Raw genomic sequence first — 22,813 nt, forward strand, 5'->3', positions numbered from 1 at the left:
GGTAAGGCTGGCCTTAACTGTAGCCCTCCGGATTGGGGGGCTTCCTCTGGCGCCCGCCTACTAACTTAGGTAATGCTTACCTTAGTATGTGGTGCGATCACGGCTCGTTTGGGCCTGTTTCGTCGAGCTTGGGAGGCGCGGTCACCTGTGTCGGCTATTGAAGAAGCGATGGCGTACTGGCACCGGCGGCTCGCTCCGCTTCCGCAGGAGACGGTTCTTCCGGTCGACTTCCCGTACCCGCAGACCCCCGCCGGAGACCGGGAGACGTGCGCGCGCACGCTGGCCATGACGGCGCCCGAGGCGACCCTGCTGGCCGCGTACGTCGCGCTGCTGCACCGCTACGGCGGCTCGGGTGAGGTCTGCGTCGGGTACGAAGGGCTGCCGCTGCGGGTCGGGCTGGACGGCGCGACGACCTTCGGCGAGCTCGTACGCCGCGTGGCCGGCGCCGGAGAGCAGGCACGTGCGCACCGCGTCCCGCTCTCCGCCCTCGCCGCCGAGCTCCGGCCCGACCCCACACGCGGCGGCGGCCTCCTCTTCAACACAGCCTTCAACACGGACTTCAACGCGAACTTCAACGCGGACGTCACCACGGATGTGGCCTCCGGAGCCGGGCACCTGGACCTGTCGCTCGCGGTCGTGGCGGACGAGGCGCGGCTGACCTACCGCACGGACCTGTTCGAAGGCGCGACCGCCGAGCGGCTGCTGGGCCACTACGCGACGCTGCTCGCCGACGGCCTGGCCCGGCCGGACGTCCCCGTCGCCGAGCTGGAGCTGCTGAGCCCCGGCGAGCGGCACCGCCTCCTCGTCGAGTGGAACGACACCGGCCACGACGTCCCGTCGCTCACCTGGCCCGAGATGTTCGCCGAGCAGGTCGGCACGCGGCCGGACGCCGTCGCCCTCGTCTTCGAGGACACCGTCCTCACCTACGCCGAGCTGGACGAGCGCGCGAACCGGCTCGCCCACGCGCTGATCGCACGTGGGGCGGGGCCCGAGCGTGTCGTCGGGCTCGCGGTGCCCCGGTCGGCCGAGCTGATCGTCGCCGAGGTGGCCGTCCTCAAGGCCGGCGCCGCCTACCTGCCGCTGGACACCGACTACCCGGCCGACCGCATCGCGTACATGCTCGCCGACGCCGCGCCCGTCTGCCTCGTCACCACCGCTGACACCGTGGCCGACATCCCTCCGTGTGACGGTGTCGACGTGCTGGTACTCGACGCGCCGGAGACCGAGCGCGAGCTGACGACCCGTCCGAGCCACGATCCGTCGGAGGCCGACAGGGGACGGCTGTCGGTGCTCAACGCGGCCTACGTCATCTACACCTCCGGTTCCACCGGCCGCCCCAAGGGTGTGGTGTTGTCGCACGCGGGGGTGGCCAAGCTGGTCGCCACCCAGAGCGAGCGGTTCGGCGTCGGGCCGGACAGCCGCGTCCTGCAGTTCTCCTCGCCCAGCTTCGACGTGGCCTTCTGGGACCTGTGCCTCGGCCTGCTCTCCGGGGGCCGCCTCGTCGTCGTGCCCTCCGAGCTGCGGGTGCCCGGCGCGCCGCTCGCCGAATACGCGAACGCCAACGGCGTCACGTTCATGATCCTTCCCCCGGCCCTGCTCGCCGCCATGCCGGACGACGTGCTGCTGCCTCCCGCCGCGACCCTGCTGGCCGGCACCGAACGCGTCTCGCCCGAGCTGGTCGGCCGTTACGCGCGCGGCCGGATGATGTTCAACGCGTACGGCCCGACCGAGGCGACCACCAACTCCACCCTCGGCCTGTGCGACCCGGGCACCCCGTCCGGCTCCATCGTGCCGATCGGGGGCCCCGACCCCGGCACCCGGGCGTACGTGCTCGACGCCCGCCTCCGGCCCGTCCCGGCGGGGGTCGCGGGTGAGCTGTACCTCGGCGGGGCGGGGCTCGCGCGCGGCTATCTCGGGCGGCCGGATCTGACCGCGGAACGGTTCGTCGCCGACCCCTTCGGCGCGCCGGGGGAGCGGCTCTACCGCACGGGTGACCTGGTGCGATGGAAGTCCGACGGGCGGCTTGAGTTCCTCGGCCGCGCCGACGCGCAGGTGAAGATCCGCGGCTTCCGGATCGAGCCCGGAGAGATCGAGTCCGTGCTGCGGGGTCACCCGGCCGTGGACCAGGTCGCGGTGGTGGTCCGCGAGGACCGGCCCGGTGACCGGCGGCTGGCCGCCTACGTCGTCCCGTCCCTCGCCGGGGAGCCGGGCCGCGACGAGACCGAGCAGGTCGAGGAGTGGAAGGACCTCCACGAACTGCTGTACTCGGCCGCCGGCTCGGAGGGCTTCCGCGAGAACTTCGCCGGCTGGAACAGCATGTACGACGGCCTGCCCATCCCGGTCGCGGAGATGCGCGAGTGGCGGGAGGCCACGGTCGCCCGCATCATGGAGCTGCGACCGCGCCGGGTGATGGAGATCGGCGTCGGCAGCGGGCTCATCCTGTCGCGCGTCGCCCCCGGCTGCGAGGCGTACTGGGGCACGGACGTCTCGCAGGAGGCGGTACGGTCGCTGCGCGCCCAGGTCGGCGCGGTGCCGGAGCCGGCCGGCCGGGTGGAGCTGCGCGCCCAGCCCGCGCACGACGTCACCGGGCTGCCCTCGGGCTTCTTCGACACGGTGGTCATCAACTCCGTCGCCCAGTATTTCCCGAGCGCGGAGTACCTGGCGGACGTGCTGCGCAAGGCCGCCGCCCTCCTGGCTCCGGGCGGGAGCGTCTACCTCGGCGACGTGCGGAACCTGCGGCTGCTGCGCTGCCTGCGCGCCGCCGTCGAGACCCGGCGCGGCGCCGGCCCCGAGGACAAGCAGGCCCTGCTGGCGGCCGTCGAGCGATCGGTGAGCTGGGAGGGCGAGCTGCTGCTCGACCCCGGCTTCTTCACGGCCCTTTCGGACTTCACCGCCGACATCCGCGTCAAGCGCGGCACCGTCCACAACGAGCTGACCCGCTACCGCTACGACGTCGTCCTGCGGAAGAGCCTCCCCGCCACCGACGAGTTCGGAGGGAGCGAGTTCGGAGGGAGCGAGTTCGGAGGGAGCGAGTTCGGCTGGGGCGAGATCGGCGGCGTGGGCGGGCTTGAGGAGCGCCTGGCCGGACGTCCCGCCAGGCTCCGGGTCAACGGGGTGCCCAACGCGCGGCTCGCCGAGGACCTCGCCGCGCTGTCCGCCATCGAGGACGGCAGCCGCCCCGCCTCCCCGGTGGACGACGCCGACCCCGAGATCCTTCACGCACTCGGCGCCCGGCACGGCTACCGCGTGGCCGTGACCTGGAACGGTCACGCCGACGACGGCAGCCTTGACGTGGTGTTCGCCGCGGGGGACGTCCCCCTCGGCGACCTCTACCGCCCGGCCGCCGCCTTCCCGCACGCCAACCGTCCCGTGCCCTTCAGGGACATCACCACCCTGATGAGGACGCTGCGCTCGTACGCGGCCGAATGGCTCCCCGAGTACATGGTCCCCTCCGCCTTCGTCCCCCTCGACCGGCTCCCGGTCACCCCGAGCGGCAAGCTCGACGGCTCCGCGCTCCCGGCACCCGACTACGCCACCCTCAGCTCCGGCCGTGCCCCGCGCGGCGCCCGCGAGGAACTGCTGTGCGCGCTGTACGCCGAGGTGCTCGGCCTTCGATCGGTATCTGTCGACGACGACTTCTTCGCCTTCGGCGGCGACAGCATCGTGGCCATCCAGTTGCTCATCCGCGCGCGCAGGGCCGGGCTGCGGCTCACCTCCCGCGACGTCTTCCGCCACCGTACGGTCGCCGAACTCGCCCAGGTCGCCGTCGCCGACGGCGCGGGGGACCGCGAGGCCGACTGCGCGTGGGGCGGCGAGGCCGGCGTCCCGCTCGTCCCACTCGTCCGGCTTTCTGAGGGCGAGCTCGCCGAGCTCCAGGGGGATCACCCGGTCACCGTCGAGGAGGCGCTGCCGCTGAGCCCGCTCCAGGAGGGATTCTTCTTCCACTCCCTCGTGGACGGCTCGGAGGGGGACGCCTATGTCGTCCAGCAGGTCATCGAGCTGGAAGGCCCGGTTGACGGCGAGGCCCTGCGCCGGGCCGCCCAGGGACTGCTGGACCGGCACGCCCCGCTGCGCGCCTGCTTCCGCCAGCGCCCTGACGGAAGGCCCGTGCAGATCATCGCCGGTCGGCTGGACCTGCCCTGGCACGAGGTGGACCTGTCCGCACGGGACGCCGGGGAGCAGCGGTCGCTCGCGGACGCCGTCGCGGCCGGGGAGCGCGACCGCCGCTTCGACCTGGCCCGCCCGCCGCTGCTGCGGTGCGCGCTGGTCAGGCTCGGGGCCGCTCGCAGCCTCCTGCTGCTGACGTTCCATCACATCGTGGCCGACGGCTGGTCGCTGCCGGTGCTCCACCGCGAGCTGATGGCCCTGTACGAAATCCCCGCCGGGACCTCCCCGGCCGTGGACGGCGCGGGATCGCGCGGAGCCGGGGTCGCCGCGTTGCCGGAGGTGGCCTCGTACGGCGCGTACCTGCGCCGTCTGGCCTCGGCCGACCGGGATGCCGCCCGCGCGGCCTGGCGCGCCGCGCTCGCGGGGCTGGACGAGCCGACCCGCCTGGTCGACGTCCCGGCGGACGGCGCGCGGATCAGGCCCGCGCAGGTACGCGTCGAGCTGCCCGAGCACGTCACGGCGCGGCTCGCGGCACGCGCGCGAGAGCACGGGGTGACCCTCGGTGCCGTCGTCCAGAGCGCGTGGGGTCTCCTCCTCGGGCGTCTGACCGGCCGTCAGGACGTGGTCTTCGGCACCACCGTCTCCGGCCGGGACGTGGAGGTCGACGGCATCGAGTCCATGGCCGGCCTGTTCATCAACACCCTGCCGACCCGATTCCGGTGGGAGCCCTCGGACACGCTCGCCGAGCTGGCCGGGCGGCTCCAGGACGAGCAGGCCCAGCTCCTGGACCACCAGCACCTCGGCCTCGCGGAGCTCCAGCGCGTCGCCGGGCCGGCGGGGAGCGGTGAACTCTTCGACACCCTGGTCGTCTTCGAGAACTACCCGTCGGCGACCGGTATCGCCGATCCCTCGGGGACGGTCCGGATCACCGGCCACGAGTTCCACGACGCCGTGCACTACCCGCTCGCCCTGATCGTCAAGCCGGGCCGCCGGCTCGACCTGCGACTGAAGCACCACGCCCAGCGTCTTCCCGGAGAGGCCGTACGGCGGATCGCGGACCGGCTGACCCGCGTCCTGCACGCCCTGGCCGACGACCCCGGCCAGAACGCCGCCCGCCTCGACCTGCTGTCGGAGGAGGAGGCGGCGCGCGCCCTGCTCGCGGGTGAGCGACGGGACGTCCCCGAGACCACTCTGGCCGCCGCCTTCGAGGCCCAGGTGGCCCGTACGCCGCACGCGACGGCCGTGGTCTACGACGGGGAGACCCTGTCGTACGAGGAGCTGGACGCTCGCGCCGAGATCCTCGCCCGGCGCCTGCGGGCCGGGGGCGCCGGTCCGGAGCGGGTCGTCGCGGTGGCCGTCCCGCGTTCGGCGGAGCTGATGGTGGCGCTGCTCGGCGTGCTGAAGTCGGGCGCGGCCTACCTGCCGGTCGACGTGGACTATCCGGCGGACCGCATCGCCTACATGCTGACCGACTCCGGCGCGAACACGGTCGTCACGACCGCCGCCACCTCCCCGCGCCTGCCCGACGTGGAATCCCTCACCCCTCTCATCCTCGACTCCCTGACCGGCCGGCCGGATACGGGCGACCCGATGGCCGGGTCCCGGAGCGCGGGGCCGGACGACCCGGCGTACCTGATCTACACGTCGGGGTCGACCGGGCGTCCCAAGGGCGTGGTCGTGACCCATCGGGCGATCGTCAACCGGCTGGCGTGGATGCAGGGCGAGTACGGGCTGCGCACCGACGACCGGGTGCTGCAGAAGACGCCGTCCAGCTTCGACGTCAGCGTCTGGGAGTTCTTCTGGGCGCTGTGCGAGGGAGCCGCCGTGGTGCTCGCCAAGCCCGACGGGCACCGCGACCCCGCGTACCTCGCCACGCTCATCCGCGAACAGCGCGTCACCACGATGCACTTCGTGCCCTCGATGCTCGAAGCCTTCCTGGGCGCCGACGAGATCACCGCCGACCCGTCATGGGCGGTCAGCCTGCGCCGCGTGCTCAGCAGCGGCGAGGCCCTGCCCGTCGCCGCCGCCGCACGCTGGCAGGCGCTCACCGGGGTGCGGCCGCACAACCTGTACGGCCCGACCGAGGCCGCCGTCGACGTGACGTACCACCCGTACGACGGATCGGCGGGCACGAGTGTGCCCATCGGCCGTCCGGTGTGGAACACCGGGCTGCGGGTGCTGGACTCCTGCCTGCGGCCGGTGCCCGCCGGGGTGCCCGGCGAGCTGTACCTGACCGGCGTGCAGCTGGCGCGGGGCTACCACGCGCGGCCCGGTCTCACCGCCGAGCGGTTCGTGGCCGACCCGTACGGCCCGGCCGGTGGCCGCATGTACCGCACGGGAGACCTGGTGCGCCGCCGCGAGGACGGCGTCGTCGAGTACCTCGGCCGCACCGACCGGCAGGTCAAGCTGCGCGGAAACCGCATCGAACTCGGCGAGGTCGAGGCCGCTCTGACCGGCCTGCCCACCGTCGCCCAGGCGGCGGTGACCGTCCACGGATCCACCCTCGTCGCGTACGTCGTCCCGGTCAACGGTGAGCGCGGGCTCGACGTGGTCGCGTTGGGGGCCGCGCTGGCCGACGCGCTGCCCGCGTCCGTGGTGCCCGGGGCGTATGTCGAGCTGGACGCCCTGCCGCTGACACCCAGCGGCAAGCTCGACCGCAGCGCGCTTCCCGCTCCCCAGGCGGTACGTGCCGGGGGGCGCGCCCCGCGCGACGAGCGCGAGCGCGTCCTCACCGAGATCTTCGCGGCCGTGCTGAAGCTCGGCGAAGCCGGGATCGACGACGACTTCTTCATGCTCGGCGGCGACAGCATCAGCTCCATCGGCGTCTCCAGCCGCGCCCGCAGGGCCGGTCTCGACCTGAGCCCCCGGGACGTCTTCGAGCACCGCACCCCCGCGGGCCTCGCGGCCGTGGCCAGGACGGTCCCCGTCACGGCCACCACGGAGAGCACCCCCGCGACCGCCACGGGCACGGGTACGGCCGGGTTCGAGCTCAGCGCGGATGAGCACGCGCGGGTGCGGCGGCTCGGCGGTGGTTCCGTGGAGGACGTCTGGCCGCTGGCGCCGCTCCAGGAGGGCCTGTTCTTCCACTCGACGTACGACGACGACGCCCTCGACGTCTACACCGTGCACGAGTCCTTCGACTTCGCCACCAGCGTCGACGCCGGCCGCCTGCGCGCCGCGACCAGGGCGCTGCTGGCCCGCAACCCCAGCCTGCGCGCCGGTTTCACCAGCGACGGGCTGCGCAGGCCGGTGCAGTTCATCGTCGGCGACCCCGAGGTCCCGCTCGAAGAGGCCGACCTGTCGGACCTCCCCGCCGCCGAGCAGGACGCGCGGCTGCGCGAGCTGATGGACGCCGAGCGCACCCGCAGGTTCGACCTGGACAGCCCGCCGCTCTTCCGGATGCTGCTGATCCGGCTCGGCGAGGCCAGGGGCGACCGGCTCGTCATCGGCCGGCACCTGCTGCTGTGGGACGGCTGGTCCGCCTGGCTTTTCCTCGACCAGCTCTTCGCCCTGTACGAGACGGGCGGCGACGAGCGCGGGCTGCCCCGCCCCGGCTCGTACCGCGACTACCTGACCTGGCTGGAGGGCCAGGACGACGAGATCGCCACCCGCGCCTGGCGCGCCGCGCTCACCGGCCTGGACGAGGCCACCCTGCTCGCGGCCACCGCCGGCCAGGCCCCGCGCCCCGTCATCCCGGAGAGCCTGGACGCCGTCCTTTCGGCGGAGCTGGGGAACCGGATGCGCGACGCCGCCCGCCGCCGGGGGCTGACCCTGAACACGCTGCTCAACACCGCCTGGGGCCTGGTGCTGGCCGCCGCGACCGGACGTACCGACGTCGTCTTCGGCACGACGGTCGCGGGCCGTCCGAGCGAGGTGCCGGACGTCGAGAACGTCATCGGCATGTTCCTCAACACCGTCCCCGCCCGCATCGCCTTCGACCCGGCCGAGCCCGTGCTGGACCTGCTGCGGCGCGTCCAGGGCGAGCGCCTGGCCCTCATGCCGTACGAGTACCTGGGCCTCGGCGTGCTGCAGGCCGAGACCGGCCACCGGCAGCTGTTCGACACCCTCTTCGTGCTGCGCGACAGCGACACCGAGGAGCGGCTGGCGGAGCTTTCCGACCGGCACGGAGCCACCGCAGTCGCCAACGTGGACGCCACCCACTACCCCGTCAACATCATCGTGACGCCGGGGGAGCGCATCCGGGTCACCCTCGCGCACCGGCCCGACGTCGTCGACCGCCCGCGAGCCCAGGCGCTGCTGGACCGCTTCACCCTGCTGCTGGAACGGCTGGTGAGCGACCTGGACGCGCCCGCCGGTCGCCTCGACCACCTGTTGCCCGCCGAGCACGCCGAGCTTGAGCGGGAACGGGCCGCCGGACGCGTGCCCGTACCGCAGGAGACCATCGCCGACCTGCTCGCCGCCCAGTCCGTCCGCACCCCGGAGGCCACGGCGCTGGTCTTCGGCGGCCGGAGCGTCACCTACGCCGACCTGGACGCCCGCGTCAACCGCGTGGCGCGGCTGCTGCTCGCGCGCGGCGCGGCGCCCGAGAAGATCGTCGCGCTGGCCCTGCCCCGCTCCATCGACATGGTGGTCGCGCTGTTCGCCGTACTGCGCACGGGCGCGGCCTACCTGCCGCTGGAGCTGGACTACCCGGACGACCGGCTCACGATGATGCTCGACGACGCCCGCCCGGCCCTGCTGCTGACCACCGCCGCCGTGTCGCCCCGGCTGGAGGCCGGCGTCCCGGACGTCCCCCGCGTACGGCTGGACGACCCGGAGGTGACCGCCGAGTTGGCCGGGCTCTCCGGCGACCCGGTCACCGAGTCCGACCGTCCCCGCTTCAGCCTGGAGCACCCGGCGTACGTCATCTACACCTCCGGTTCCACGGGGCGTCCCAAGGGGGTCGTCACGCCGTACCGGGGGCTGACGAACATGCGGCTCAACCACCAGAAGGAGATCTTCGCCCCGGCCATCGCCTCGGCGGGTGGGCGCCGGCTGCGCATCGCGCACACGGTGTCGTTCGCCTTCGACATGTCGTGGGAGGAACTGCTCTGGCTGGTCGAGGGGCACGAGGTCCACGTCTGCGACGAGGAGCTGCGGCGTGACGCCGAGACCCTGGTCGCCTACTGCGAGACCCACCGCGTGGACGTCGTCAACGTCACCCCCACCTACGCCCACCTGCTGATCGAGGAGGGGCTCCTCGACGGGCACCGCCCGCCGCTGGTGCTGCTCGGAGGCGAGGCGGTGTCCGAGACGGTATGGAGCCGGCTCCGCGACACCGAGGGGACCTACGGCTACAACCTCTACGGCCCCACCGAGTACACGATCAACACCCTCGGGGGCGGCACGGACGACAGCCCCACCCCCACCGTCGGACGTCCCATCCGGGGCACCCGCGCCCACATCCTGGACGCCTGGCTGCGCCCGGTCCCCGTCGGCGTTCCCGGGGAGCTGTACATCGCGGGCATCGGCCTCGCCCGCGGCTACCTCGACAGGCCGGAGCTGACCGCCGAACGCTTCGTCGCCGACCCGTACGGCGAGCCGGGCGAGCGCATGTACCGTACGGGCGACCTGGTGCGCCGCAACGCCGACGGGAACATCGACTTCCTCGGCCGCACCGACGACCAGGTGAAGATCCGCGGCTACCGGGTCGAGCTGGGCGAGATCGAGACCGCCCTCGCGCAGCACCCGGAGGTCGCGCAGGCCGCCGTCATCGCCCGCGACGACCCCTCCGCGCCCGGCGCGCAGCGTCTGGTCGGGTACGTCGTGCCGGCCGAGCGCACCGGGGAGGAACGGGAGTCCGCGGAGCGGGAGTGGATCGGCGAGTGGCAGGAGATCTACTCCGACGAGTACGAGCAGATCAGCACGGCCGTCTTCACCGAGGACTTCGCGGGCTGGGACAGCAGTTACGACGGGCTGCCCATCCCGCTCGACCACATGCGCGAGTGGCGCGAGCAGACCGTCGCCCGCATTCGGGAGCTGCGCCCGCGCCGGATCCTGGAGATCGGGGTCGGCTCCGGGCTGCTGCTGTCGCGGCTCGCGCCCGAGGCGGAGGCGTACTGGGCGACGGACTTCGCCGCGCCGGTGATCCGCAAGATCGGCGAGGACCTGCGGCGCGACCCCGAGCTGGCGGCGAAGGTCGAGCTGCGCTGCCAGTCGGCGCACGTGACCGAGGGGCTGCCCGCCGGCTACTTCGACACGGTCGTCATCAACTCCGTCATCCAGTACTTCCCGAGCGTCGGCCACCTGACGGAGGTGATCCGGGGCGCCATGGGGCTGCTGGTGCCCGGCGGCGCCCTGTTCGTCGGCGACGTACGCAACCTGCGGCTCGCCCGCCCCTTCCACACCGGCATCCACCTGACCCGCTCAGGCAGGGACGCCGACGCGCGCGTCAAGGCGGCCGTCGAGCGGGGGATCGCGCTGGAGAAGGAACTCCTCGTCGACCCCGACTACTTCACCACCCTCGGGTTCGGCGTCGACCTTCGCACCAAGCGCGGGCGCCACCACAACGAGCTGACCCGCTACCGCTACGACGCCGTCCTCTACAACGGCGAGCCCGACACCCGCCTCGGCGACGAGCCGACACTGACCTGGGCGGACGCGCTCGCCGCCACGGCCGGGGAGGACCTGGCCGCAGGGCCCGACGCCAAGGCCGGGCAGGAGCCGGGGGCATGGGCCGGTGAGATCGTGCGTCGTCTGCGGGGTGAGCGGGCGGAGCGGTTGCGGGTGAGCGGGGTTCCCGATGCCCGTGCGGCCAGCGAGCGGGGTGCCGTGGTGGCCGGCGGGGTCGAGCCCGAGGACCTTCACGCGCTCGCCGCGAGGGAGGGCTACCGGGTCCTCACCACCTGGTGTCGCGAGCCGGGCACCTACGACGCCGTCTTCGTGCGGGGAGGGTTCCGGGTCACCGAGGGCCTCTACCTGCCAGGCGGCGGCACACCTCCGTACGCCAACACCCCCGCCTCGGCGGGAGGCGCGAGCGGCCTGGTGCGGCGGCTGCGGGAGGATCTCCGGCTGCGGCTGCCCGACTACATGGTCCCGGCGGCCTTCGTCACCCTCGACCGGCTGCCCATGAACGACAACGGCAAGCTCGACGTGCGCGCGCTGCCCGAGGCCGAAGCGCCGGTGCCGCTCGCCGGGGGACGCGGGCCGAGGACGCCGCGGGAAGAGGTGCTCTGCCGCCTGTTCGCCGAGGTCCTTGGCCTGCCGGCGGTGGGTGCCGAGGACGACTTCTTCGAACTCGGCGGCCATTCGCTGCTCGCCACCCGGCTCGTCAGCCGGGCGCGCACGGAGCTGGGCGCCGAACTCGCCATCCGCGACCTGTTCGAGGCCCCGGCGCCCGCCCTGCTGGCCGAGCGCGTGGACGCCGGCCGCCCGGCCCGTACGGCCGTGGAGCCGGTGACGGACCGCCCCGAGCGGGTCCCGGTGTCCCCGGCGCAGCGGCGGCTGTGGCTGGCCGAACGGCTCAGCGGCGGCGACGCGTACCACTTCCCGCTGGTCTTCCGGCTGCGCGGCGCGCTGGACACCGACGCCCTCCGCCAGGCGCTGCGCGACGTGGTGACCCGCCACGAGGTCCTGCGCACCGTCTTCCCCGAGTACGAGAACCCGCGCACCGCACCCACCACCGAGGAGACCCCGGCGGGCGAGGCGGGGCCGTACCGGCTGGACATGGCCGTCGAGGAGGGCGGGCCGTACCAGCGGGTCCTTCCGGCCGAGGAGGCCGAGCCGTTCTTCGGCGTCGAGGAGTGCTCGGCGGATCGGGTGGAGGGGAGGATCAGGGACGCGGTCGCCCGGCCGTTCGAGCTGAGCAGTGAGATCCCGTTGCGGGCCGAGGTGTTCCGGGTCGGGCCGGACGACCACGTGGTGGCGATCGTGCTGCACCACATCACCACCGACGAGTGGTCCGACCGTCCGTTCCTCACCGACCTGGGCACCGCCTACCGGGCGCGTCGCGAGGGTCGCGCTCCCGAGTGGGCGCCGCCGCCGGTGCAGTACGCCGACTACACGCTCTGGCAGCGGCGGCTGCTCGGCGACCCGGCCGACCCGCACAGCGAGGGCGCGCGCCAGCTCGCCTTCTGGGCCGGGACGCTGGCCGGCCTGCCGGAGGAGATCCCGCTGCCGCTGGACCGTCCTCGCCCTGCCGAGCCGACCGGCCGAGGCGGCCTGGTGCGCGCGGAGCTCCCCACGGGCACCGCCCGCGCCCTGCGCGCCCTGTGCGCCGAGACCGGCACCAGCATGTTCATGCTGCTCCAGGCCGCGGTCGCCACCCTGCTGCACCGGATGGGCGCGGGCACCGACATCCCGCTGGGCGCCCCGATCGCCGGGCGTACGGACAGTGCCCTGGACGACCTCGTCGGCTTCTTCGTCAACACCCTGGTGCTGCGCGCCGACCTGTCCGGCGACCCGACCTTCACCGAGCTCCTCGGCAGGGTCAAGAACGCCGACCTGGCCGCCTTCGAGCACCAGGACCTGCCGTTCGAGCAGGTGGTGGAGGCGCTCAATCCGCCGCGCGTGCCGGGACGCAACCCGCTGTTCCAGGTCATGCTGGGCTACCACTACCGCCCGGACGGCGATCCCGAGGTGCTGGGCCTGCCCACCGAATGGTGGCCGACCCGCATCGAGACCGCCAAGTTCGACCTGGACTTCACCTTCGTCGACCACGCCGGCGAGGACCGGGTCACCCTGCTGCTGGAGTACGCCGAGGACCTCGCCGACGCGGGGACGGCCCGGGCGATGGCCGACCGCGCCGTCTCGCTGCTGGGCGCCCTCGCCGCCGACCCGGACGGGCCGGTCAGCCGGCTGCCCGCACTGACCGATCAGGAGCGCCGGGCTTCCCTGGGCGCGTGGAACGACACCGCGCGGCCGGTGGAGCGGCGTACGGTCCCCGAGCTGTTCGCCGAGGCGGCCCGCACCCGGCGGGACCAGGTCGCCCTGGTCACCGATGGCCGCAGCCTGACCTTCGGCGAGCTGTCCGCCGAGGTCGACCGCATCGCCCGGCTGCTGCCCCGGCACGGCGTGACGCCGGGGAGCGTGGTGGGGCTGGCCCTTCCCCGGGCCGACATGGTGCCGGCCATCCTCGGAGTGCTGACCGCGGGCGCCGCCTACCTCCCGCTCGACCCCGGCTACCCGGCCGAACGCCTTGCGTACATGCTCGACGACGCGGCCCCGGTCCGCGTGCTCACCACCACGGCCATCGCTCCCGTCCTGCCCGCCGGGCGGGCCGGCCTGCTCCTCCTCGACGCCCCGCACCCGGCCACCGACGAGGACGGCCGTTCCGGTGACGGCCCGGACACGGCCGCCTACCCGGACGGCCGTTCCGGGGATGGTGCGACGGTACCCGTCACCGGGCTGGACGCGGTCGCGTATGTGATCTATACCTCCGGGTCCACCGGCAGGCCCAAGGGGGTGCTCGGGACGCATCGCGGGCTGAGCAACCTGTTCGGCGCGCACCGCGAGGATCTCATCGAGCCGGCCGCCCGCGCCGCCGGGCGCGAGGCGCTGCGCGCGGTACACGCCGCGTCGTTCAGCTTCGACGGCTCCTGGGAGCCGATGCTCTGGCTGCTGGCCGGGCACGAGCTGCACGTCGTCGGCGAGACCACCATGACCGACCCGGCCGCCCTGCTCGCCTACCTGGCCGGCCAGAGCATCGACTTCGTCGACCTCACCCCCACCTACCTGCAGGAACTGGTCCACCACGGCTTCCTCGACCCCGGTCGCCGACGTCCAGGAGTGATCGCGGTGGGCGGCGAGGCCACCCCCGCCCCGCTCTGGGACCGGCTGTGCGCGCTGCCGGAGACGGTGGCGCACGACCTGTACGGCCCGACCGAGTGCGCAGTCGACGCCTACGGCTGGCACGGCCCGAGCCCGGACAGTCCGGAGCCCTGGGCGGCGCCGCTCGCCAACACCCGCGCCCGCGTGCTCGACGAAGACCTGCGACCGGTCCCCGCCGGAGTGCCGGGCGAGCTCTACCTGTCGGGCGAGGGACTGGCCCTCGGCTACCTCGGCCGTCCCGGGCTGACCGCCGAGCGGTTCGTCGCCGACCCCTTCGGGACGCCGGGCGGCCGCATGTACCGGACCGGCGACCTGGTGAGGCGGCGCGCGGACGGCACCCTGGCGTTCCTCGGCCGGGCCGACGACCAGGTCAAGCTGCGCGGCTTCCGCATCGAGCCGGGCGAGATCGAAGCGGTGCTCCGCGCCCACCCCGACGTGGCGCAGGCAGCCGTGACGATCCGCGAGGACACCCCCGGCGCTCGGCGGCTGGTCGCGTACGCGGTCCCGTCGTCCGGGCGGGGAATCGACCCCGGCGCGCTGCGGGCGCACGTCGCGACCGCGCTGCCCGAGCACATGGTCCCGGCGGCCTTCGTGGAGCTGCCCGCCCTGCCGAGGTCGATCAGCGGGAAGCTGGACCGCCACGCGCTGCCCGTCCCCGACGCGGCCGCAGCCACGTCCGGGCGGCGTCCCCGCGACGCCCGCGAGGAGATCCTCTGCGAGCTGTTCGCCGCGGTGCTGGGGATCGAGCGCCTGGGCGTGGACGACGACTTCTTCGCGCTCGGCGGCCACTCGCTGCTGGCGATGCGGCTGATCAGCCGCGTCCGTACGGCGCTCGACGCGGAGGTGAGCCTTCGCGCGATCTTCGAGGCGCCCACCGTCGCCCGGCTCGCGGGACGGCTGCGCGAGGCGCGGGACGGCACGCCCGCACTGGTCCCCGCGCCCCGCACGGAGCCGCTGCCGCTGTCCTTCGCCCAGCAGCGGCTGTGGGTGCTGTACCGGCTGGAGGGCCCGAGCGCCACCTACAACATCCCCATGGCCTGGCGGCTGTCGGGCGACCTCGACACCGGCGCCCTCCGCGACGCCGTACAGGACGTGATGGCCAGGCACGAGAGCCTGCGCACGGTGTTCCCCGAGCGGGACGGACGCGCCCACCAGCTCGTCCTCGACCCCGGAGAGGTCCCCGTCGTCACCCGGTTCGAGCGGGTCGCGAAGGACGAGCTTCCCGGCAGGCTGGCCGAGGCGGCGGGGCACGGCTTCGAGCTCGACCGCGAGCCGCCGCTGCGCGCCCAGGTGTTCGAGGTGGCCCCGAAGGAGCACGTGCTCCTCCTGGTCGTCCACCACATCGCCGGCGACGAGTGGTCGGACCGGCCCCTGTGGTACGACCTGTCCACCGCCTACCGGGCCCGCCGCGAGGGCCGGGCGCCTGGGTGGGCCCCTTTGCCCGTCCAGTACGGCGACTACACCCTCTGGCACCGCGACGTGCTCGGGGACGGCGGCGACTCCGGCAGCCTGGAGGCGCGCCAGCTCGGCTTCTGGCGTCAGGCGCTCGCGGGGCTGCCGGAGGAGCTGGCGCTCCCGGCGGACCGGCCGCGTCCGAAGGAGAGCAGCCACCTCGGCGGGGCGGTCGGCCTGTCGCTGCCCCCCGAGCTGGAGCGCGGCCTGCGCGGGCTCGCCCGCGCCCACGGCGTCAGCATGTTCATGGTCGCCCAGGCGGCCGTGGCCGCGCTGCTGCACCGGCTGGGAGCGGGGGAGGACATCCCCCTCGGCGCGCCGATCTCCGGACGTACAGACGAGAGCCTGGAGGATTTGGTCGGGTTCTTCGTCAACTCCCTCGTGCTGCGCACCGACCTGTCGGGCGCGCCGACCTTCGGCGAGCTGCTGGGGCGGGTGCGTGACACCGATCTGGCCGCCTATGAGCACCAGGACCTGCCGTTCGAGCGGCTGGTGGAGGCGATCAACCCCACCCGCTCGCTCGCCAGGCACCCGCTGTTCCAGGTGATGGTGGTCTACCTGACCGACCAGGGCGGCGCCCCCGGCTTCCCCGGGCTCGACGCCCGGCCGGAGCCGCTCGGCCAGGAGACCGCGAAGTTCGACCTGAGCTTCGACTTCATCGAGCGCGGCGACGGCGAGGGCATTCAGGGCTGGATCGAGTTCAGCGCCGACCTGTTCGACCGTGACACGGTCGAGAGCGTCGCGGAACGGCTCGTACGCCTGCTGGAGCAGGTCGTCGCCGACCCGGGCCTCCGGGTGCGGGACCTGGAGATCATGGACGAGCGGGAGCGCCGGCTCGTCGCCTGCGAGTGGAACGCCACCGCGCGGGCGGTGGAGGCCACCACTCTTCCCGAGCTGTTCCGCGCCCAGGTGGCACGGACGCCCGACGCGCTCGCCCTGGTCTGCGGCGACGAGCGGCTGACCTACGCGGAGCTGGACGCCCGGGTCGAGCGCGCGGCGCGGGCGCTCGCCGCGATGGGGGCGGGTCCCGAGCGCACGGTGGCGGTGGCGCTGCCGCGCTCGTCCGAGCTGGTGGTCGCCCTGCTGGCGGTACACCGTGCGGGCGCGGCCTACCTGCCGCTGGACGCGGACTACCCGCGCGAGCGCGTCGAGTTCATGCTGGAGGACGCCCGCCCGGTCTGCGTGCTGCGCGACCGGCTGCCCGACGGCCCGATGGGCGAGCTGCCCGCGTCGTACGACCCCCGGCACCCCGCCTACGTGATCTACACCTCCGGGTCGACCGGCCGGCCGAAGGGCGTGGTGGTGCCGCACGAGGGCATCGTCAACCGCCTGCTGTGGATGCAGGACGAGTACGGCCTGACCGCGTCGGACCGCGTGCTGCAGAAGACGCCGTCCAGCTTCGACGTGTCGGTCTGGGAGTTCTTCTGGCCGCTGGTCACCGGGGCGGCGCTGGTGGTAGCGAGGCCGGAGGGCCACAAGGACCCGGCGTACATGGCAGGGCTGATCCAGGACGAGCGGGTCACCACGGTGCACTTCGTGCCCTCGATGCTGCGGGCGTTCCTGGAAGATCCGGGCGCGGCGGGGTGCTCGGGGCTGCGCCGGGTGATGTGCAGCGGCGAGGCGCTGCCCGCCGACCTGGCCTCCCGCTTCCACGCCGTGCTCCCCGCGGAGCTGCACAACCTGTACGGGCCCACCGAGGCGTCCGTCGACGTCACCGCCATCCAGGTCCTGCCCGGGGCGCGGGCCGTGCCGATCGGACGGCCGGTGTGGAACACGCGGGCGTACGTGCTGGACGCCGCCCTGCGCCCGGTGCCGCCTGGGGTGCCGGGAGAGCTGTACCTGGCGGGCGTCCAGCTCGCCCGGGGGTACCTCGGCCGTCCCGGCCTGACCGGGGAGCGGTTCGTCGCCGACCCGCACGGGCCGTCGGGGGCGCGCATGTACCGGACGGGAGACCTCGCGCGCTGGAGCCGTGACGGGTCGCTGGAATTCCTCGGGAGGGCCGACGACCAGGTCAAGATCCGGGGGTTCCGGATCGAGCTGGGCGAGATCGAGGCGGTCCTGTCCCGCCACGAGTCGGTGGCCCACGCCGTGGTGGTCGCCCGCGACCAGCACCTCATCGCCTACCTCACCCCGGCCTCCACCTCTCCGAGCCCGGCCCTGGCGGGGCTCGGCGACCTGCCCGCCGGTCCCGCGGCCTCCGGTCGTCAGGTCGGTTCTCCTCCGGCGGTGCCGAGCGCCGCGGCCCTGCGGGAGCATGCCGGGGCCGTGTTGCCCGAGTACATGGTTCCTGCGGGTTTCGTCGTGCTGGACGCCCTTCCGCTCACCCCGAACGGCAAGCTCGACCGCAAGGCCCTGCCGGCGTTCGACTTCGCGGCCGAGGTGACCGGCACGCTTCCGCGAACCCCGCGCGAGGAACTGCTCTGCGAGCTGTTCGCCGGCGTGCTCGGCCTCGAACGCGTCGGCGCCGAGGACGACTTCTTCACCCTCGGCGGTGACAGCATCGTCGCCATGCAACTGGTCAGCCGGGCACGGGCGGCCGGGCTGGTGATCAGCCCGCGCGACGTCTTCCGGCACAAGAACGTCGCGGCGCTGGCCGCCGTCGCGGGCGTCGCCGGCGCGCCGGACGCCATGGACGGCACTGTGGACGGCACGGCGTCGTCCGGCGCGCTCGTCACCCTCACCGAGGACGAGCGCGCCGAGTTGCCGGCCACGGGTGTCGCCGGCGTCCTGCCGCTCACGCCGCTCCAGGCCGGCCTGCTGTTCCACGCCTCCTTCGACTCGGGCGAGGACGGGCCGGACGTCTACACGGTCCAGGTGTCGTACGAGATCGACGGCCCGCTGGACGCCGCCCGGCTGCGCGAGGCCGGGCAGGCGCTGCTCGACCGGCACGACAACCTCCGCGCCGGCTTCCGGTACCTGTCCTCCGGCCGTCCGGTGGCCGTCGTGCCGCGTACGGTCGCGCTGCCCTGGCGTGAGGTGGACCTCTCCGGGCTTGACGAGGCGGGCCGGGAGGCCCGATGGACCCGGCACCTCGCCCAGGAGCGGCGCCGGTTCACCCCGTCCGACCCACCGCTCCTGCGGCTGATGCTGGTGCGCCTCGCCCCCGGCCGCCACCGCCTGGCCCTGTCGCACCAGCACCTGCTCCTGGACGGCTGGTCGATCCCCAGGCTCATGAGCGAACTGAGCGACCTGTACGCGCACGGGCCCGCCTCGCCGGCCGCCGCCCCGTATCGGGGGTACCTCGCGTGGCTGGCGCGGCAGGACGCGGGCGCCTCCGCCGACGCCTGGGCCGAGGCGCTGGACGGCCTGGAGGATCCCACCCACCTGGCGCCCGCCGACCCGAACCGGGCTCCGGTCGTGCCCGAGACGCACACCACGCACGTCACCCGGGAGGTGACCGAGGCCCTGTCGGCCCTCGCCCGTGCGCGCGGCCTGACCGTCAACACCCTGGTCCAGGGCGCCTGGAGCATCCTGCTGTCCCGGCTCACCGGCCGTGACGACGTGGTGTTCGGCGCGACGGTCTCCGGGCGGCCCCCGGAGCTGGACGGCGTCGAGTCGATGATCGGCCTGTTCATCAACACGGTCCCGGTCCGCGTCCGGGTACGCGACGGCGAGAGCATGGCGGCGTTCCTCGACCGTCTCCAGGACGAGCAGTCGCGGCTCATCGCCCACCAGCACGCCGGCCTGGCCGGCATCCAGCGCCGGGCCGGGCTGGGCGACCTGTTCGACACGCTGGTCGTCTTCGAGTCCTACCCCGGTGCCGGGGAGCCCGTGCTCGGGGCCGGTGACGGCCTGCGTACGGCCGTGCTGGACCACCAGGACTCGACGCACTACCCGTTCACCTGGGCGGTCGAGCCCGGCGACCGCCTCGTGCTGACCGCCGAGTACCGCCCCGACCTGTTCGACCGTGCGACGGCCGAGCGGATGGCCGCGTCGATGGTGCGGATCTTCGAGGCGATGACGGCCGACGCGGACCGGCTCGTCGGACGCGTCGACATCCTCACCCCCGCCGACCGCCACACCATCCTGCGAACCTGGAACGACACCACCACCAGCGGGTCCGGCTACGGCTCCGGCTCTGGTACGGACGGTGGCCCGGTCACCGGGTCGGAGCCGTCCGGGGGCCGGGCCGCCGTGTCCGTTCCCGGTGCTGCTGGCACGGTTTCGGGGCTGTTCGAGGCTCAGGTGGCCGAGAGCCCGGATGCGTTGGCGGTGGTGTCCGGGGCGGTGCGGTGGACTTTCAGGGAGCTGAACGAGCGCGCCAACCGGCTCGCGCGGCTGCTCGCCGAGCACGGCGCGGGGCCGGAGCGGATCGTCGCCCTCTCGCTGTCGCGCTCGGCGGACTTCATGCTGGCCGTCCTCGCTGTGCTGAAGTCCGGTGCGGCCTACCTGCCCGTGGACGCGGACCTGCCCGCCGAGCGGGTGCTCGACATGCTCGGCGACGCCCGGCCCGTCCTGGTCCTGACCAGCGAGGAGCTCTCCGCCGTCCTGCCGGACGGCGGCGTCCAGCTGCTCCGGCTCGACGCGCCCGAGACCGCCGCGCGCCTCGCCGCCCAGCCCGGGGACGACCTCACCACCGCCCCCGACCCGCGTCACCCGGCGTACGTCATCTACACCTCCGGCTCCACCGGCAGGCCCAAGGGCGTGGTGGTCTGCCACGGCAGCGTCGTCAACCTCTTCCACAGCCACCGCCGCACGCTCCACGACCCGGCCAAGCTCGCCACCGGCCGCCGTCACCTGCGCGTCGGCCACGCCTGGTCGTTCTCCTTCGACGCGTCGTGGCAGCCGCAACTGTGGCTGCTGGACGGGCACGCGCTGCACATCCTGGACGACGAGACGCGCCGCGACCCCGAACTGACGGCGGCGGCCATCCGGGAGCAGGGGCTGGACTTCATCGAGGTCACGCCCTCGTTCTTCGCCCAGATGGCCGACATCGGGCTGATCGACGACGGCGCGTGCCCGCTCGCCGTGGTCGGCGTCGGCGGTGAGGCGGTGCCCGACTCGCTCTGGAGCGACCTGGCCGGACTGCGGTCCACGGAGGCGTTCAACCTCTACGGCCCCACCGAGGCGACCGTGGACGCCCTGGTGGCCCGCGTGGGGGACAGCGCGTCCCCGCTGGTCGGCCGCCCGGTCGGCAACACCCGCGCCTACGTGCTCGACGCCGCCCTGCGGCCCGTGCCGCCCGGCGTCACCGGCGAGCTGTACCTCGCCGGCGCGGGACTGGCCAGGGGTTACCTCGGCCGCCCGGGGCTGTCCGCCGAGCGGTTCGTCGCCGACCCGTTCGGGGAACTGTCCGGTGACGCAGGGGGCCGCATGTACCGCACCGGCGACCTGGCCCGCTGGACCGCCGACGGGCGGCTGGAGTACGGCGGACGGGCCGACGACCAGGTGAAGATCCGCGGCTTCCGCGTCGAGCCGGCCGAGATCGAGGCCGTGCTGGACCGGCACGCGTCCGTCGCCCAGGTCGTGGTCGTCGCCCGCGAGGACCGGCCCCGCGTCAAGCGGCTTGTCGCCTACGTGGTCCCGGCCGCCGCCGATCAGGCCCACGGCTCCGGCCCTGGTTCCGGTTCCGGGTCCGGAGACCCCCGATCCGTCGATCCGGCCGCGTTGCGGGCGTACGTCGCGGCATCGCTGCCGGAGTACATGGTGCCGGCGGCCGTGGTGGTCCTTACCGAGCTGCCGCTGCTGTCCAACGGCAAGCTCGACCGCAAGGCGCTCCCGGCGCCGGACTTCACCGCGCGCGGCGGCGGGCGCGAACCGGCCGGCGACGTCGAGCGCACGCTCGTGGCCCTCGTCGCCGAGGTGCTCGGGCTGGCCGAGGCCGGGGTCGACGACGACTTCTTCACCCTCGGCGGTGACAGCATCGTCGCCATGCAACTGGTCAGCCGGTCGCGCGCGGCGGGCCTGAGGATCACTCCGCGCCAGGTGTTCCAGCACCGTACGGTCGCCGCGCTGGCCACCGTCGCCGTCGTGCCCGGCCCGGACGAGGGCGGCCGTGCGCACGACGACGGCACGGGCACGGTCCCGCTGACCCCGATCATGCACGCCATGCGCGAGCGCGGCGGCCCGATCGGGGCCTACCACCAGGCGGCACTGCTCCAGACCCCGGCGGACCTGGACGAGCGGGGACTCCGGGCCGTACTCCAGGCCGTCGCGGACCGGCACGACATGCTCAGGGCCCGCCTGGTGCGCACCCGTACCGAACCGGGCGACGGGCGGCGGCAGGCCTCCGGCGCCGTGGACGCGGGCGGGGGCGAGCGGTGGTCGTTGCGCGTCCCCGCGCCCGGCACGACCGACGTGGCGTCCTGGCTCGTACGGGCCGACACGGCGGGCGCCGGCGAGACGGAGCTTCGCGCGGCCATCGCCGAGCACGCCCGAGCGGCGAGGTCCGGCCTCGACCCGGACACGGGCGCGATGGTGCGGGCGGTCTGGTTCGACGCGGGCCGGGGCGCCCCCGGACGGCTGCTGCTGCTGATCCACCACCTGGTGGTGGACGGCGTGTCCTGGCGCGTACTCCTGCCCGACCTGGCCGCCGCCTGGAAGGACGTCGCGGCAGGCAGGCCTGTGACGCTCGCGCCGGTCGACCTGTCGTTCCGCCGCTGGTCGGAACTGCTGGGCGAGCGCGCCACCGACCCGGCCCGCGAGGACGAGCTCCCGCTGTGGACCTCGATCCTCTCGGGCGGCGACACGATCGCCGTAGCACCCGCGCTCGACCCCGAGCGGGACGTGGTCGCGACCACGCGGTACCTGTCCCTTACCCTGCCCGCCGACCGCACGGCCCCGCTGCTGAGCCGGGTGCCCGCCGCCTTCGGCGCGACCGTCAACGACGTGCTGCTGACCGCTCTGGCGCTGGCCGTCGCCGACTGGCGCCGCAGGGCGGACGGCCGGGGCACCGGCTCCGCCGTCCTGGTGGACCTGGAAGGCCACGGCAGGGAGGAGGAACTGGCCGGCGACGCGGACCTGTCGCGCACGGTCGGCTGGTTCACCAGCGTCGTCCCGGTCCGCCTGGACCCGGGCGCCGTGGACCTGGCCGACGCGTTCGACGGCGGCCCGGCGCTCGACGAGGCCGTGGCCCGGATCAGGGAGCACCTGGCCTCGCTCCCGGCGGCCGGCATCGGGCACGGCCTGCTGCGGCACCTGAACCCGGCGACCGGGCCGGAGCTGGCACGGCTCGGCGAGCCGGCGATCGAGTTCAACTACATGGGCCGTTTCGGCCGTCCCGAGGCCACCGACTGGTCGTACGCCCCGGAGGACGACGCCGCCGACCTCGACGCGGACCCGGGCATGCCGATGTCGCACGCGCTGACCGTCAACGCCCTGACCGAGGACCACCCCGGCGGGCCTGAGCTGGCCGCCCACTGGTCCTTCGCCTCCGAGGTGCTGCCCGAGGAGGCGGTGCGCGATCTCGCCGGCACGTGGTTCCGCGTGCTGCGCGCCCTGGTCGACCGCGCCGAGGCCCTGGGCGGCGACCGCTGACCATCACATC

The 22,813-nt window shown here is 74.1% G+C and carries 1 protein-coding gene; it reads left to right on the top strand.

The window, feature by feature from the left end; genetic code table 11:
• The first annotated feature begins 168 nt into the window (after nucleotides 1–168).
• Nucleotides 169–22,803 (top strand): non-ribosomal peptide synthase/polyketide synthase, encoded by a 22,635-nt coding sequence (locus ACGFIV_RS21380; protein ID WP_392837123.1) that lies wholly within the window; start codon nucleotides 169–171, stop codon nucleotides 22,801–22,803.
• The last annotated feature ends 10 nt before the right edge of the window (nucleotides 22,804–22,813 follow it).

The sequence above is a fragment of the Sphaerisporangium sp. NPDC049003 genome, assembly GCF_043197795.1.
Taxonomy (GTDB): domain Bacteria; phylum Actinomycetota; class Actinomycetes; order Streptosporangiales; family Streptosporangiaceae; genus Sphaerisporangium.